Origin of the sequence: Nitratidesulfovibrio sp. SRB-5 (assembly GCF_019931275.1) — a bacterium.
GTDB lineage: Bacteria > Desulfobacterota > Desulfovibrionia > Desulfovibrionales > Desulfovibrionaceae > Cupidesulfovibrio.
In genome coordinates, this window is record NZ_JAIOTY010000001.1 from 505,369 (window position 1) to 520,558 (window position 15,190).

At 66.9% G+C, this 15,190-nt stretch carries 10 protein-coding genes and 1 tRNA gene; 9 read left to right on the forward strand and 2 right to left on the reverse strand.

The genetic code is table 11. From position 1 onward, the window contains the following. The first annotated feature begins 165 nt into the window (after positions 1–165). Together K6142_RS01940 and K6142_RS01945 are read left to right on the forward strand one after the other, a co-directional pair. Complete coding sequence (locus K6142_RS01940) at positions 166–1,557, forward strand: NAD(P)/FAD-dependent oxidoreductase (protein WP_190245129.1); 1,392 nt, start codon at positions 166–168, stop codon at positions 1,555–1,557. A 305-nt stretch (positions 1,558–1,862) separates the two neighbouring features. Continuing rightward, positions 1,863–2,090: a hypothetical protein gene (locus tag K6142_RS01945; RefSeq protein WP_015946262.1), complete on the forward strand. Its 228-nt coding sequence runs from the start codon at positions 1,863–1,865 to the stop codon at positions 2,088–2,090. Positions 2,091–2,319: 229 nt separating this feature from the next. Here K6142_RS01945 and K6142_RS01950 read toward each other — a convergent pair whose 3' ends face one another. Beyond that, positions 2,320–3,189 carry a hypothetical protein gene (locus K6142_RS01950; RefSeq protein WP_190245130.1) on the reverse strand — a complete coding sequence of 290 codons (870 nt, stop codon included), beginning with the start codon at positions 3,187–3,189 and terminating at the stop codon, positions 2,320–2,322. Positions 3,190–3,939: 750 nt separating this feature from the next. Between K6142_RS01950 and K6142_RS01955 the strand changes: the two genes are divergently transcribed. Beyond that, positions 3,940–4,016 (forward strand) — tRNA-Glu (locus K6142_RS01955). A gap of 71 nt (positions 4,017–4,087) precedes the next feature. Here K6142_RS01955 and K6142_RS01960 read toward each other — a convergent pair. Beyond that, entirely contained in the window at positions 4,088–5,143 is a 1,056-nt protein-coding gene (locus K6142_RS01960) for a Fic family protein (protein WP_223290373.1), read from the reverse strand. A 546-nt stretch (positions 5,144–5,689) separates the two neighbouring features. Between K6142_RS01960 and K6142_RS01965 the strand changes: the two genes are divergently transcribed. The 6 genes from K6142_RS01965 (at position 5,690) to K6142_RS01990 (ending at position 15,187) form a co-directional block, all read left to right on the forward strand. Further along, on the forward strand, positions 5,690–7,387 hold the full coding sequence (locus K6142_RS01965; RefSeq protein WP_223380734.1) for a transporter substrate-binding domain-containing protein: 1,698 nt from the start codon (positions 5,690–5,692) through the stop codon (positions 7,385–7,387). Further along, positions 7,384–8,832, forward strand: a complete 1,449-nt coding sequence (locus K6142_RS01970; RefSeq protein ID WP_190245131.1) for a sigma-54-dependent transcriptional regulator — start codon at positions 7,384–7,386, stop codon at positions 8,830–8,832. Before K6142_RS01965 ends, K6142_RS01970 begins: the two co-directional genes overlap by 4 nt. Before the next feature lie 486 nt (positions 8,833–9,318). Further along, positions 9,319–10,059, forward strand: a complete 741-nt coding sequence (locus K6142_RS01975; RefSeq protein ID WP_190245132.1) for a substrate-binding domain-containing protein — start codon at positions 9,319–9,321, stop codon at positions 10,057–10,059. A gap of 191 nt (positions 10,060–10,250) precedes the next feature. After that, positions 10,251–11,468, forward strand: coding sequence for an alpha-hydroxy-acid oxidizing protein (locus K6142_RS01980; RefSeq protein WP_190245133.1), 1,218 nt, complete (start codon positions 10,251–10,253; stop codon positions 11,466–11,468). Then, entirely contained in the window at positions 11,465–13,405 is a 1,941-nt protein-coding gene (locus tag K6142_RS01985) for a cytochrome c3 family protein (protein ID WP_190245134.1), read from the forward strand. Before K6142_RS01980 ends, K6142_RS01985 begins: the two co-directional genes overlap by 4 nt. A 366-nt stretch (positions 13,406–13,771) precedes the next feature. Then, positions 13,772–15,187 (forward strand): diguanylate cyclase, encoded by a 1,416-nt coding sequence (locus K6142_RS01990; RefSeq protein WP_223290375.1) that lies wholly within the window; start codon positions 13,772–13,774, stop codon positions 15,185–15,187. Positions 15,188–15,190: the final 3 nt, after the last annotated feature.

Genomic DNA, 15,190 nt, shown 5'->3' on the forward strand with positions numbered 1-15,190 from the left:
CTGCTGTTCTGCAAGCAGCCAATGGCGCTGACGGGGCCGGTCACTGCGGGCGCATGCGACACCGCTTGCGCCCCTTCGGCGTGCCCGTGGCACGGCGCGACGCACGTGCCCCTTTCCCCATGCCGCGCGGATGCCGCAATGATCCGTTCAGGGAGAGTTCTCACCATGTCAAAGGGTTCCAATCAGTTCGACGTCATCGTCGTGGGCGGCGGCCCGGCCGGGCTGTTCGCCGCGTACCACCTTGCCGAGCATTCCGGCCTGCGCATCTGCCTCATCGAGCGCGGGCAGGACGTGCGCAAGCGCAGCTGCCCCATCAACAAGACGCAGAAGTGTCTGAAGTGCAAGCCGTGCCACATTCTGTCCGGCATGGGCGGCGGCGGCCTGTTTTCGGACGGCAAGCTCAATTTCATCCACAAGCTGGGCAAGACAGATCTTACCCAGTTCATGCCCCGTTCCGAGGCAGAGACGCTGATCAACGAAACGGAGACCATCTTCAACCGTTTCGGCATGGACGGCCCGGTCTACCCCTCGGACATGGAGGCGGCCAAGGCCATCCGCAAGCAGGCCAAGAAGCACGGCATCGACCTGCTGCTTATCAAGCAGAAGCACCTTGGCAGCGACTGCCTGCCCGACCATATCGCCTCCATGTGCGCGCACATCCGCGACAAGGGCGTGGATATCCGCACCGGTGAAGAAGTGCGCACCCTTACCGTGGAAAACGGCGCGGTGCGCGGCCTTGTCACCGACAAGGGCGAATATGCGTGCAAGGCGGTAATCATCGCCCCCGGCCGCGTGGGCGCGGACTGGGTGGGCGAACTGGCCCGCGGCCACGGCCTGGCCGTGAGCCAGCGCGGCATAGAGGTGGGCGTGCGCGTGGAAGTGCACAAGGACATCATGTCGGACATCACCGACGTGATCTACGACCCCACCTTCTTCGTGCAGACCGACAAGTACGACGACCAGACCCGCACCTTCTGCACCAACCCGGAAGGGTTCATCGCGCTGGAGAACTACCAGGACTTCGTGTGCGTGAACGGCCACGCCTACCGCCACCGCAAGTCGGAGAACACCAACTTCGCCTTCCTGTCCAAGGTGGTGCTGACCGACCCGGTGTCCGACAACCAGGGCTACGGCACCGCCATCGGGCGGCTGGCCACCATCATCGGCGGCGGCAAGCCCATCCTGCAGCGTTTCGGCGATCTGCGGCGGGGCCGCCGGTCCACGTGGAACCGCATCAACAAGGGCTACATAGAGCCCACCATGACCAACGTGGTGCCCGGCGACATCGCCATGGCCCTGCCGGAACGCATCGTGACCAACCTGGTGGAGGGGCTGGAGCAGCTGAACAACGTCATGCCCGGCATCGCCAACGAGGAAACGCTGCTCTACGCGCCGGAGATCAAGTTCTTCGCCACCCAGGTGGAGACGGACAACCGGCTGGAAACCTCGCTCAAGGGGTTGTTCGTGGCGGGCGACGGGCCGGGCGTTGCGGGCAACATCGTGTCCGCTGCGGCCACCGGGCTGATCCCGGCCAAGGCCATCATCGAGCGGATGTAGCCGGGCGGCGTGCCGTTGCCTCCGGAATCGGGGGGCGGCGTGCAGCGGCTGCATGATACATGGTCAAACGGACGGGGCGCCTTGCGGGGTGTCCCGTCTTTTCGTGCGCGCGAGGGGCGGGGCATCCGGATCGGTCGGGGGAGGGGGGCGGGGTGCGCCATCCAGTGCCGGCGGCAAGACGGGGTACAGCAAGGGCGGCAGGACGGCGGCGCGGGCAGGCCCCCCCATGTCTTGAACATCGCCGTTGCGGTCTTATGTTTTGGGACGAGACACCAATCGCGCCCGGCGCGAGGGAGGTGATACGCATGTTCACCGGCATAGCGCGCGTGCCACGGCACGTATGGGACAGCGACCCGGTCGTTCGGGACGACTTCGAACGGTTGATCGAACGGCTGGAAGGGCTGGCCCTGGATGTGGGGCTGGACCCCGACCGCAACATCTGCCTTACCGACAACAAGGAGGATGTGCGGGTGGGGATAAGCGAGGAAATGGACATGTATCTGCGCGAGGAGCCCGGCACCTGGCGCATGTAGACGAGGTGGCGCGTCGGCCATGAACCGGTCCGACCGGCAGGCTGGAACGGTTCGGCCAGGAAGTCTGGCCGGAACAGTCAGGCCGGAACAGCCGGGCAGGAGAAATCGGGCCAAGGCAGTGCCTGGCCGGATGCGACGCGCGGAAGGAACAACAGAGGGGCGCTCCGCCATGGCGGAACGCCCCTTTTTCGTGGTCGTTTTTCCGTTGTGTCCTGCCTGCGGCCACCGCCTACGAGCAGGACGAGGACACCGAGTTGGGTGGAAACACCCGGATGGCCCAGGTCAGCGCCAGTGCGAACAGCGCCGAGATGATGCCCACGGCGGCGTCCCAGAACGGCGGCGCGCCAAGGGCTATGCGCATGAGCAGGGTGGCGATGACGTAGCCGGAGTTGCGGAACACCGCGTGGAACGAGGGCATGAAGGTCTGGGCCACCAGCACCATCAGGATGTCCGCGAAGATGAGCACCGTGTAGATGGTTTCGAAAAAGTCGAACGACTGGCCGGTGGTGGCGAACATCCAGCCGTCCCACAGGGCAATGCCGATGAAGGCCACGAACAGGCCGAGCGCCAGAAGCTTCTTGGCCATGACGTAGTGCATGCGGTCCATGGCCGAGGTGATGTACCCCTGCGGGCGCTGCACCTTGTAGTACAGGCCAAGGCACAGGAATATCACCAGCGCGGCGCTGGCCGATACGATGATGTGCAGCACGGGTTGCAGGTCGAGCGAAAGGCTGATGGGCTCGTGCATGTGCGAAAGCTCCTTGAAGGAGTTTCGCAGCAGGATCAGCGCGAGAATCTCGAACTGCTTGCCCACCGAGCGCGACAGCGAGCAGGACAGCACCAGGATCAGGCTCATCACTTCCAGCACCAGCAGCATGGTGAAGGCGAAGTTGACGGCCTGGAAGTGGTTGGAGGGAACGAAGCGGGTCAGTTCCACCGGCAGACCGGCCAGCAGGCCGCGCCGGTTCAATTCGATGGCGATGATGCCGCCGATGAACGCGAAGATGAGACCAAGCGCCACCCGGCGCTGGGTGCGCGGGTGTTCCCAGTAATGGTGCAGCAGGTCGAAAAGATTGGTGAGCGGTTCGAGGCGGAACATGGTCGTGCCCGGCGCTGGGGCCTGATGGATGGTTTGGTGTCTTGCGCGGCCACGCGGAGTGCGAGCCGCGTGCGCATGTGACCAGTGTCGTCCGCCTATATCAGGAAATAACGACAAACAGAAAGGGATTTGCCTGAATTTTCCGAACCGTCGGTTGGTCCGCCCCGGCGTTGCCGTATGGGCTAGGGACCAGGTTCACCGGCAAATCCCTTTCATCGGGAAGTGTTCCGTCGGCATTATTCCTTCGCATCCTCCGCCGGGGTTTACCTGCGGCTGCCAGGGGAGCATCCGCGGGCCTCTGCCATGTATGTCTGGGAAGCAGGGGCCTTCCCTGACGTGTTCCTGACATGCATGACCTTTCCCTTGCTATAGGGATAAGGCCGCGTGGCGTGTCGTCAAGCGTGACGGGTGGCTGTTGGCGTTATTTTGTGAGGGGGGAGCGGGCGGGGCGGTGGGCGGCGCGGTGCAGGTGCGTGAAGGGGAGAGAGGGAAGGGGTGAAAGACGTTTCGGCACGGGGGGATGGCGCAGGGTGACGGTGGCGGGGCGGTGGTGCCGCAACGGGCAGGCAGGAACGGGCAGGAGGACTTGTCGAACTGGGCTGGGCGAACTGGAGCCGGGCGGGCAGCTGGCAGCACGGGGCGGGAGCTTGGGCTTGCCTGCCACGGCCCGCCGCACCCGGCGAAAAAACAGTTGACGCGCGGCCACCCCGTTGGCTATTGAATCGCTCCGCGCCACCGGCGCGCCGGTGCGTCCCCATCGTCTAGCCGGCCCAGGACAACGGCCTTTCACGCCGTCGACAGGGGTTCAAATCCCCTTGGGGACGCCAAATTTCGAGAGCCACCAGGAAAATTCCCGGTGGCTCTTCTTGTTGCGTCTGACGCTGTTGACCGGATGTCGTCAGGAAAGCCCGTACCACACCCCCCGGCCCTTGCCCTGCATGGCAAGCTGACCGCTTTCCACCAGCCTGCGAAAGTGTTCCTTCAGGGTGTTCCGGCTGGCCCCGGTCAGGATGGTCATTTCCTTCAGCGTTACCCGGCCATGCGCGCGGGCATGGTCCATGATGCGCAATGAAAGTTCCGGCAACGCCGCCAGCAGGATGCGTTCCCGCTCCACCTTTCGTTCCAGCCGCTGCATCTGCTGGTGCAGGGCGCGCAGAAAGAACAGCAGCCAGGGCTGCCAGTCGGGCGCGTCGGCGCGGATGGTCACCTGCGTCTGGCGCAGTGCCAGGTAGTAGCCTTCCCTGTTGTTCTCGATGACGCTTTCCAGCGAACTGTATGGCGTGTAGCCGTACCCGCAGCGCAGCAGCAGAAGCGTGGTCAGGATGCGCGACAGGCGACCGTTGCCGTCCTGAAAGGGGTGGATGGCCAGGAACGCCACGGTGAAGATGCCGATGACCAGCAACGGATGCAGGCTTCTGGTTTCCAGCGTGGCGTTGGTCCATTCGACCAGTTCGCGCATCAGGCGCGGCGTGTCGAAGGGCGCCGCAGTCTCGAAGACGATGCCGATCTGCCGCCCTTCCGCGTCGAAGGCCGCCACGTTGTTCGGCGCGGTCTTGTACCCGCCCCGATGGCGTCCGTCCTTGTGGCTGTGTCGCAGCAGGTCCCGATGCAGTTGTCGGATGTGGTTTTCCGTCAGGGTGATGTGCTCCCATGCCTGAAAGACCTGCTCCATGGTCTGCGCGTAGCCTGCCACCTCCTCCTCGTCGCGCGTGGTGAAGGCATGGTCGGAAAGGTGCGTCAGCAACCGTTCCACCTCGCTGTCGGACAATCTGCTGCCCTCTATGCGGGTGGACGACCCCACGCTTTCGATGGTGGCCACCCGGCGCAGGGCTGAAAGGCGTTCGGGCGCAAGGGTGCCCAGTGCCTTCCAGGCCCCCTTGAATTCATCGATTTCCGCAATCATGCCAAGAAATTCCGGCGTGATGCGCAAGGAGTCGGTGGTGATCATGTCCATATGTTCATCCGAAAACATCCGATTCGTCAATCCATAAATTCATCCGTTTTCATCCGATTGTGAGCGGTGATGTGGCGCGGTCACCCTTCGTCACCCCATTCCCCACCCTGTCACGTTGACGCCACCCCGCCGAGTTCCTATGACTGGCGGGTGCGTACCCCCAGCAGCAAACCGGCATTCCGGCCAGACATGAACGGCCCCGGCCCCGCCACCAGCAGCACCCTGCCGGGCGCGGCCCGTGTGCTTGTCCTTGCCATTGCGGTGTGCCTTGCCAGCATCGCCGCCCCCGTCGGTCCGGCTTGCGCGGTCACCCCTGCGGTCACCCCCACGGGCTTTTCTGTCCGCGCCGTCACCTCTGCCACCACGGGTTCCCCGGTCAACGCAACGCCCCCGGTTCCAGTTGCTTCCCCGGCTGGCGGTGCCGCTCCGGCTTCTGCCTTTTCTCCGGCTCCGGCTGTCCCGCAGGCTGCCCCGCAGGTTCCCCGTGCCCACGCCGTCCAGCCGCTGGAAGCCGCCCCCGCCCCACAGCCGCAGGACGCTCCTCACGTGCAGCGTGTCCTTATCATCGGGGGCGACAGGAATTATCCGCCCTACGAATACCTGGACGACAAGGGCCAGCCCACCGGGTTCAACGTGGATCTTTCGCGCGCGGTGGGAGAGGCCATGGGCGTGCCCGTGCGCTTCGTGCTCATGGACTGGTCACGCCTGCACACCGCCCTTGCCGACGGCACGGTGGATGCCCTGCAACGCACTCCGTATTCCAACCTGTGGCTGCGCGAGGCGGAATTGACCCCGCCGCACACCACCATCAACCACGCCATCTTCGCCCGCAAGGGCACGCCCGCCGTCTTGTCGCTGGAGGAACTGGCCGGAAAAAAGGTCATCGTCCACCCCGGCGGCAGCATCAACGACATCCTCGACGGCATGGGCTACGAGAAGGACCTGATCTTCTCCAAGACCCCCGTGGGCGGGCTGCGCCGCCTTGCCGGGGGCGAGGCCGACTACGCGGTGGTGGCCATGCTGCCCGGCATGTTCACGTTACAGCACGACGGCATCGACAACGTGCGCGTGGTGGCGAAAAGCGTCACCAGCCAGCCCTACGGCTTTGCCGTGCGCCACGGCGACGAGGCCACCCTGGCCCTGCTGGGCGAGGGGCTGGCGCTGGTCAAGCAGTCCGGCCGCTATCAGGAACTGCGCCGCAAGTGGTTCGGCGTCATGGACACGGAGGGCATCTCCGCGCAGGTGGTGGCGCGCTACGCCGCCGTGGTGCTGGGGCCGCTGCTGCTTCTGCTGTGCGCGGCGGCGCTGTGGACCCGCTCGCTCAAGCGGCAGGTGGACCAGCGCACCCGCTCGCTGTCCGACGCCCTTTCGCAACTGCGCGAGAACCAGCAGCAACTGGTGCAGGCCGACAAGATGGCCGCCCTGGGGGTGCTGGTTTCCGGCGTTGCGCACGAGATCAACAACCCCAACGGGCTGATCCTGGTCAACGTGCCCATTCTCAAGAAGCTGAACGCAGAGGCCATGCGCGTGCTGGACGAGGTGTACAGCGAAAAGGGCGACTTTCCGCTGGGCGGCAGCAGCTATTCGCGCATCCGCGACAAGCTGCCCCGCATCGTCGAGGTGGTGGAGGAAAGCGCCCAGCGCATCCGGCGCATCGTGGACGACCTGCGCGACTTCTCTCGCGTGGCCCCGGCCAGCGACCACCAGTCCTTCGACCTTGGCGAGGTGGCGCAAAAGGCCATCCGGCTGGTGGGCAGTTCCATTGCCAAGGCCACGTCGCGGTTCGACACGCACTTCGCCCCCGGCCTGCCGCCGGTATGGGGCAACCCCTCGCGCATGGAGCAGGTGGTGGTGAACGTGCTGCTGAACGCCTGCCAGGCCCTGCCCGCGCCGGAGGCTGGTGGACCGGGCGAACCGCCCGAACCGCCCGAACCGCACGACAGGCACGACAGGCACGACAGGCTCGCCAGAGGCATCACCGTCTCCACCGTCGCCGCGCCGGACGGCAGGTCGGTGGTGCTCACCGTGGCGGACGAAGGCGTGGGCATCGCGCCGCAGGACATCCCCCGCCTGACCGACCCCTTCTACACCACCAAGCGCGCCAGCGGCGGCACGGGGCTGGGGCTTTCCGTCTCGGCGGGCATCGTGCAGGAGCACGGCGGCAGTCTGGACTTTACCTCCGAACCGGGCCGGGGCACCACCGTGCGCCTTGTGCTGCCCGTGGCAAGCGACGGCGCGTCATGAGCGGATACTGCCCGAACACCCCGGAAAGCCTCGCGGCCCCCGGCATCCTGCTGGTGGACGACGAGGCGGACTGGCTGGCCTCCATGACCCTGCTGCTGGAATTTTCCGCCGGGTTCTCCAACGTGCGCGCCTGCCAGGACAGCAGGCAGGTCATGGACATCCTGGATGCGGGGGGCATCGGCCTCGTGCTGCTGGACCTGACCATGCCGCACGTTTCCGGCACCGATCTGCTGGCCGCCATTGCCGAACGCCACCCAGACGTGTGTTGCATCGTGCTTTCGGGCATGAACCAGCTGGCCACCGCCGTGGAATGCATGCGCCTTGGGGCGTACGACTACTACGTCAAGACCGACGACGAATCGCGCATCGTGGGCGGCATTGCGCGGGCCATGCACATGCTGGAACTGCGCGAAGAAAATCGCCAGGTGGCCAGCCGCCTGGTGTCGGGCCAGTTGCGCCAGCCAGAGGCCTTTGCCGCCATCCGTACCCGCAGCGCGGCCATGCACGCCATCTTTGCCTACATCGAGGCCGTGGCCAGAAGCCCCCGGCCCCTGCTGGTCACCGGTGAATCGGGCGTGGGCAAGGAAAGCCTGGTGCGCGCCGCCCACGAACTGAGCGGCAGGCGCGGCCCGCTGGTGGCCCTGAACGTGGCCGGGCTGGATGACGCGGTGTTCGCCGACACGCTGTTCGGCCACGTGCGCGGCGCCTTCACCGGGGCGGACGTTCCGCGCCGGGGGCTGGTGGAAGAGGCGGCGGAGGGCACGCTGTTCCTCGACGAGATCGGCGACCTGTCCATCGCCTCGCAGATCAAGCTGCTGCGCCTGCTGCAAGAGGGCGAATACTATCCGCTGGGCAGCGACCAGCCGCGCAGGCTGTGCGCCCGCGTCATCGCCGCTACCCACGCGGACCTTGCCGCCAGCGAGCGGGAAGGGCGCTTCCGGCGCGACCTGTTCTTTCGCCTGCGCACCCACCACGTGGCCGTGCCGCCCCTGCGCGAACGGCCCGAAGACATCGCCCCGCTGCTGGACCACTTTCTGGGCGAGGCGGCGGCGGCCATGGGCAAGCGCAAGCCCACCCCGCCGCCGGAACTGGCCGCGCTGCTGGCCAGCTATCCCTTCCCCGGCAACGTGCGCGAACTGGCGGCCATGGTCTACGACGCGGTCAGCCTGCACGCCGGGCGCATGCTGTCCATGGATGCCTTCAAGCGGCACATCGGCACGCCGGAAGCGGCAACCGCCGTGGCCGCCGCCGTGGCGGAGGGGGACAACCCCTTTGCCGGGCTGCCCACCCTGCCCAGCTTCGCCCAGGCGGAGCGGCTGCTGCTGGACGAGGCCATGGCCCGTTCCGGCGGGCGGCAGACCCTGGCCGCGCGGCTGCTGGGGGTCACCCAGTCCGCCCTGTCCAAGCGCCTGAAGGCACAACGCCGCGACGACGACGCCAGCTGACGCATTCCCCCGCCATCCTTCCGCTTCATGAGCCCCGCCGGGATTCCCCGCCGCCGTGCCCCGGCGATGGGGTATGCCGAACGGCATATCATGCCATCGGGCAAGCCGCGCCGATACGGCGTGCACGCTTGTCTTTGCCGTTTCCAGCGGGATTCCATTCCCTGCGGCATACCCCTTCGCGCCTCGCCCTCTCCTGACTTGTTCAAATAATCACATTGATTCTGCAATGTTGCCGGAACGCTGCGGGCTGGCATCGTACCTGCTTTTGCGTTTGCGGCCACGGGTGGGCCGGGCGGGCCAGATGGGCCAGACGGGCTGGGCCGCCACGAAAGCCCCCGGGGCGCGCGCGGCATGGGGCCGCGCGCCGCAACGAACGAAGCAGGAGTACGTATGCAACAGATTGGCGCAGTCAGATCCGCCGTGCGGCGGGCATTGTTGGGCGCTTTCGCGCTGGCGGCATGGGTTGCCGTTTGCGGCGCACCCGCCATGGCGGCGGATACCGCACCCCTTACCTACGAAGGGGCCAGCACCATCGGCGGGGTGATCCTGCCGGAGGCGACCAAACTGTTCACGGCCAAATCGGGCGTGCAGTTCGGGGCCGTTGGCACCGCGGGTGCGGGTGCGGGCTTCAAGGCCGTGGTGGCGGGCAAGGTGGCGTTCGGCGGCCTGGCCAGCGAGCCCACCGCGCAGGAAAAGGCCCAACTCACCGACATCGTGGTCATCGGCTACGACGTCATGGGCGTGTTCGTGCACGGCGCGAACCCCATCAAGGGCCTGAGCATGGCCCAGCTGAAGGACATCTTTTCCGGCAAGGCCACCAACTGGAAGGACGTGGGCGGGGCCGACGCGCCCATCACCGTGTACAGCGAAAGGCTGGACGGCGGCCGGGCCACGGTGAAGGCCTTCAAGTCCATGGTGCTGGGCGACACCCCCTACGGCCCGGTGAAGGAACTGGACGACGCCACCGACTGCGTGGCCGACGTGGTCAAGGATGCCGGGGGCATTACCGCCGCCTCCATGTCCTTTGCCCTGCCCGGCGCGGTGGCCGTGCCCGTGAACGGCGCCACGCCCGACGCCGCCGGGGTGCGCTCCGGGGCCTACCCGCTCAAGCGCCCCCTGTCGCTCATCGCCGTCAATCCGTCCGCCAACGTCAAGGCGTTCTTCGAATTCATGCTCACGCCCCCGGCGCAGGCCGTGGTGGGCAAGTCGTTCGTTCCCGCGAAGTAGGGGCCAAATCGTCTTTTTGCTCGTTGGCGTCGTCAAACTTCGCCTGCCATTTCGGTTGAATACGATAAGAGTATGCGCCCTCATGGCAGGCTTGTTTTCCTCGCCAACAAACAAAAATCCTGATTTGGCCTCACTCGCATGACCGACGACACATCTCCCGTGCAACCACAACACAAGGAAGGCGTTTTCCGATGACCAAGGACATGAACGATACCGACGCGACCCGCCGCAACTTCATCAAGGCGGGCATGGTGGCTGGCGCCGCCGCGCTGCTTACCCCCGTGCTGGCCAAGACCGCGCAGGCAGCCGACGCCGCCGCGCCCGCTGCTGCTGCCGCACCCGCTGCTGCCGCCCCCGCCGCGCCCGGCGCCAAGCTGAAGATGGGCGACGTGCTGCGCGTGGCGCGCGAAAAGCTGTATCCCATCTGCCGGGTGTGTCCGGAATGCGACGGCGTGGCCTGCGCGGGCGAGGTGCCCGGCATGGGCGGCATCGGCTCGGGCCAGGCGTTCAAGAACAACTACAATGCGCTGGCCCGCATCGAACTGGTCATGCGCACCTTCCACGACGTGAAGAAGCCCGACCTCACCACCACCCTGTTCGGGCAGAAGCTGTCCATGCCCGTGACCTCCGCCGTCACCGGCGGCGTCACCTACAACATGGGCAACAAGATGACCGAAGAGGAGTACATCAACTCCATTCTCGGCGGCTGCCTTGACGCGGGCACCCTGGGCTGGGTGGCCGACGGCATCGGCGACAAGATGGAAGTGTTCGAGCGTCGCATTTCGGTGCTCAAGACCCAGTTCGGCGGCAAGGGCATCGTGACCATCAAGCCCAAGACCAACGAAGAGATCATCAAGCGCATCCGCATGGTTGAAGAGGCGGGCGGCGTGGCCGTGGCCATCGACATCGACTCGGCTGGCCGCGCCGCGCGCGCCGTGCCCGGCCAGACCGTGGAGCCCAAGACCCCGAAGCAGCTGGCCGAACTGGTGAAGTCCACCAGCCTGCCCTTCATCATCAAGGGCATCATGACGGTGGAAGAAGCGAAGATCGCCGTGGAAGTGGGCGCCAAGGGCATCTGCGTGTCCAACCACGGCGGCCGCGTGCTGGACTACACCCCGGCAACCGCCACGGTGCTGCCCGCCATTGCCGCCGCCGTGAAGGGCAAGACCACCATCCTGGTGGACGGCGCGGTGCGGCGCGGGCAGGACGTGCTGAAGTTCCTGGCCCTGGGGGCCGACGCCTGCCTGTGCGGCCGCCCGCTGGTGCGCGGTGCCCACGGCGCGGGCCGCGACGGCGTGGCACTGATCATGAACACCATCAAGGACGAACTGACCGTGGCCATGACCCTGACCGGCGTGGCCGACGTGCGCAAGGCCACCTCCAACATCATCGCGAAGGTGCAGGCATGAAACGAGCCTGGAGTCTCCTGCTCCTGGCTCTGCTGACCGCCTGGCCGGGGCTTGCCCTGGCGACCAGCGAAGGGAAGGCCCTGCGCTACGGCGGCGGAGGCCAGGGGACCGTCATGTTCGACGGCAGGCTTCACGCGTCCAAGGGCTTCCGGTGCGACGACTGCCACTCGAAGCTCTTCGACACCAAGAAGACGGCCCGTATCACCATGGCCGACCACTTCACGGACAAGGCCTGCTTCAAATGCCACAACAACACCAACAAGTCTGATGGCACGGGCGGAACGGGGGGGACGGGGTATCCGCCCACGGCCTCGCGCGACTGCGCCACATGCCATCGCAAGGTGGCCTCCAACGCGGTCACCTCCACCGATGCCATGGGCACGGTCATCGCCACGCCCTTTGTCGGCGACGAGGCGCAAAAGGCCCTGCTGCTGTCCGGCAAGCGCGGGGTGACGGCCCAGAGCACGGCCTGCCTGTCGTGCCACGGCGCGGACACGCCGCCCCACCCGGTGACCGAACGCGGCAAGACGCTGAACCTGCACATCGACCGGGCAGGCTACATGCACGGCACGCACGCCAACCTGCCCTGCGCCACCTGTCACATCGGGCAGAAGGGCGAGGACAGCTTCCTGCTGCAACCCCACGCGGTGGCCAGGCCGGACAATGCAACCTGCCTGTCCTGCCACAACGTGGGCCTGGCGCACCAGGTGAAGGCCTTCGGGCAGAGCACCCACGCCCGGAAGCTGGGCGACAAGGTGTCCTGCGACAGTTGCCACAATCCGCACGCCCAGCCCAAGAACCCGGCCAAGGTGGCCTACGCGCCGCTGACGGCCATGTACAACGCCCAGTGCCTGACCTGCCACGGCGATGCGGGCAGGCTGCGCGAACTGTCGGGCCGTTCCGTGCCCGACGCGAAGTCCGCGCACTCGTTTCTGGCCAACTGGGACGCCCACAGCCGCTCGGTGATGTGCGTGGAATGCCACACGCCCAACGACGCCGACGGCTCCATGGACAAGCCCGACTCGCACCTCATCGGCGAGAAGAAGACCGCCCTGCGCAACTGCGCCACCTGCCACACCTCGGGCGAATCGCTCATCGTGGTGCGGGCCAGCGTGCACGTGGAAGGCGCGGGCCCGGTGACCTCCGGCTACTTCCCGCCCAAGCGGGTGATGCCCGAACTGGACCGTCCGGCCGCCACCGCCCTTGCCGCCGTGGTAGCCTTCGTGGTGCTGCACGGGCTGGGCCGCATGGTGACGGGCAGGAAGGAACGCGGTCCGCATGGTCCCCATGGTCTGTTGACCTCGGAGTTCGTGTACCCCGGCTTCGTGCGGGTAACCCACTGGATCAACGCCGCGCTGTTCGTGGTGCTGGCCTTCACCGGCCTTTCGGTGCGCTTCACGGAAAGCCCGTGGGCGCTGGGGCTGGAGGCGGCGACCCGCATCCACAACGCGGGCGGCGTGCTGCTGGGCCTGAACTTCCTGGCGTACGTGGCCAGGGCGTTCCTGACCGGCGACATCCGCCAGTACCTGCCGGGGCCGGGCGAGGGCCTGCGCGCCCTGTTCATCCAGGCGCGCCACTACTGCTTCGGCATCTTCCGGGGCGAGGCCCATCCCTTCCCGGTGACGGCGCAGCGGCGGTTCAACCCGTTGCAGCGCGTGGCCTATCTGGCGGTGTTCCTGCTGGGCATGCCGGTGCTCATCGCCTCCGGCCTGCTGCTGCTCCTGCCGGAATCGGTTTCGGCATCCATCGGCCCCCGCCAGTTCCTGGTGGCGGCGCACTTCGTCATCGTCATCTGCTTCGCGCTGTTCTGCGTGGGTCACCTGTATCTTGCCACCACCGGGGCGACGCCGCTCAGTCTGGTTAAGGGCATGATCAACGGGCGGCACGAGCACGAGCCGGGCGGGCACCGTCCCCACGGGAAGGACGGCAACGCGTAACACGGCACGACCTGGATCGGACCGGCACCGGCCTTGAGCCATGCCGGTCGCCTCCAGCCAGCGACAAAGACGGGCGCCGGAGATTTCTCCGGCGCCCGTCACGCATTGGCGCGTTGCGGGGTGGGCCGCGCCGCCCCGCAACGTCGTCTGGCATACCGGTTGTCGTGGCTCGCAGCGCGTTCTCCGTACGGCCATGCGCGCCGCCGCGCAAAAAGCGCGAGGGCTGCCGTTCGATACAGGCGGAATGATACTTCTTGCCCCACCGGGGAGTACCGGTACACTATGCGGATAGTGGGGCGCCTTCCCGTGCGCGCGCCGCATTCCGTACCGCCAAGAGGTTGTTTGATGTTCAGCCGGTTGTCCCTGATGCTCTTCCACGTCCTCCCGCTCGCAGTGCTGTTGGCAGGGGCATTTCCCGGCATCTGCCGGGCGGATTCCGGCCCCGCCGACGTCCGGTTCGCCCCGGCGGAACAACGCTTCATCCGCGAATCCGGCCCGGTCACCCTGTGCGTGGACCCGGACTGGCCGCCCTTCGAAACGGTGGAGGTGCGCAACGGCCAGCCGCGCCACGCGGGCATTGCCGCCGACATCATCGCGCTGGTGGCGCAGCGCACCGGCCTGTCCTTCGAACTGGTGCCCACGGCCACGTGGGATGAAAGCATCGCCGCCGCGCGTGAGGGCCGCTGCCAGGTGCTCAGCTTCCTGAACCAGACGCCGCAGCGCGAGGCGTGGCTGGGCTTCACAGATCCCCTGCTGACCGACCCCAACGTGTTCATCACCCGCGTGGAGCACCCGGCCATCATCGACCCGGCGGCGCTGGAGGGCGCGACCATCGTGTTTCCCCGGGGCACGGCCATGGAAGAACTGGTCCGCAAGGACTACCCCAATCTGAAGGTGCTGGTGGCGGAGTCGGAGGCCGAGGCCATCCGCATGGTGGAGGAACGCAAGGCTGACATGACCATGCGTTCGCTCATCGTGGCGGCATACACCATTCGCCAGCAGGGGCTGTTCAACCTGAAGATCGCGGGCAAGCTGCCGGAATACGAAAACAAGCTGCGCATGGGCGTGGTGCGGCACGATCCCCTGCTGCGCACCGAGTTGCGCACCGTGCTGAACCGGGGCATCCGTTCGCTGACGGACGACGAGCGCCAGCAGATCGTCAACCGGCACGTGCCCATCACCGCCCAGACGTCGGCGGATTACTGGCTGGTGGCCCGCGTGGCCGGATTTTTCGCGCTGCTGGCCGGGGTGGTGCTGTGGTACAACCGCAGGCTCAAGCGCATGAATGCGGTGCTGGAGCGCCTGGCCCGCACCGATCCGCTCACCGACCTGCCCAACCGCAGCCGCCTGAACGAACTGTTCCGGCGCGAGGTGGAACGGGCCCAGCGTTACCGGCGCCCCTTTTCCATCGTCATTCTGGACATCGACCACTTCAAGCGCGTCAACGACGAGCTTGGCCATCTGGCGGGCGACAGGACATTGCAGGTCTTTGCCGGGGTGGTGCGGGACAGCGTGCGCGGGGCGGATACCGTGGGCCGCTGGGGCGGCGAGGAGTTCCTGGTGCTTTGCCCGGAAACCACGGCGGAAGAGGCCGTGCAACTGGCGGAGCGGTTGCGGGGCGCGTTGCGGGCCACGCAGTTCGAGGGGGGGCGCATCCATACTCTCAGCGCCGGGGTGGCGGCCTTCCGCGAAGGCGACAGCGTGGACGCACTGCTGCACCGGGCAGACACCGCCCTGTACCGCGCCAAGAACGGCGGGCGCGACCGGGTGGAGGCGGAGTAGCCG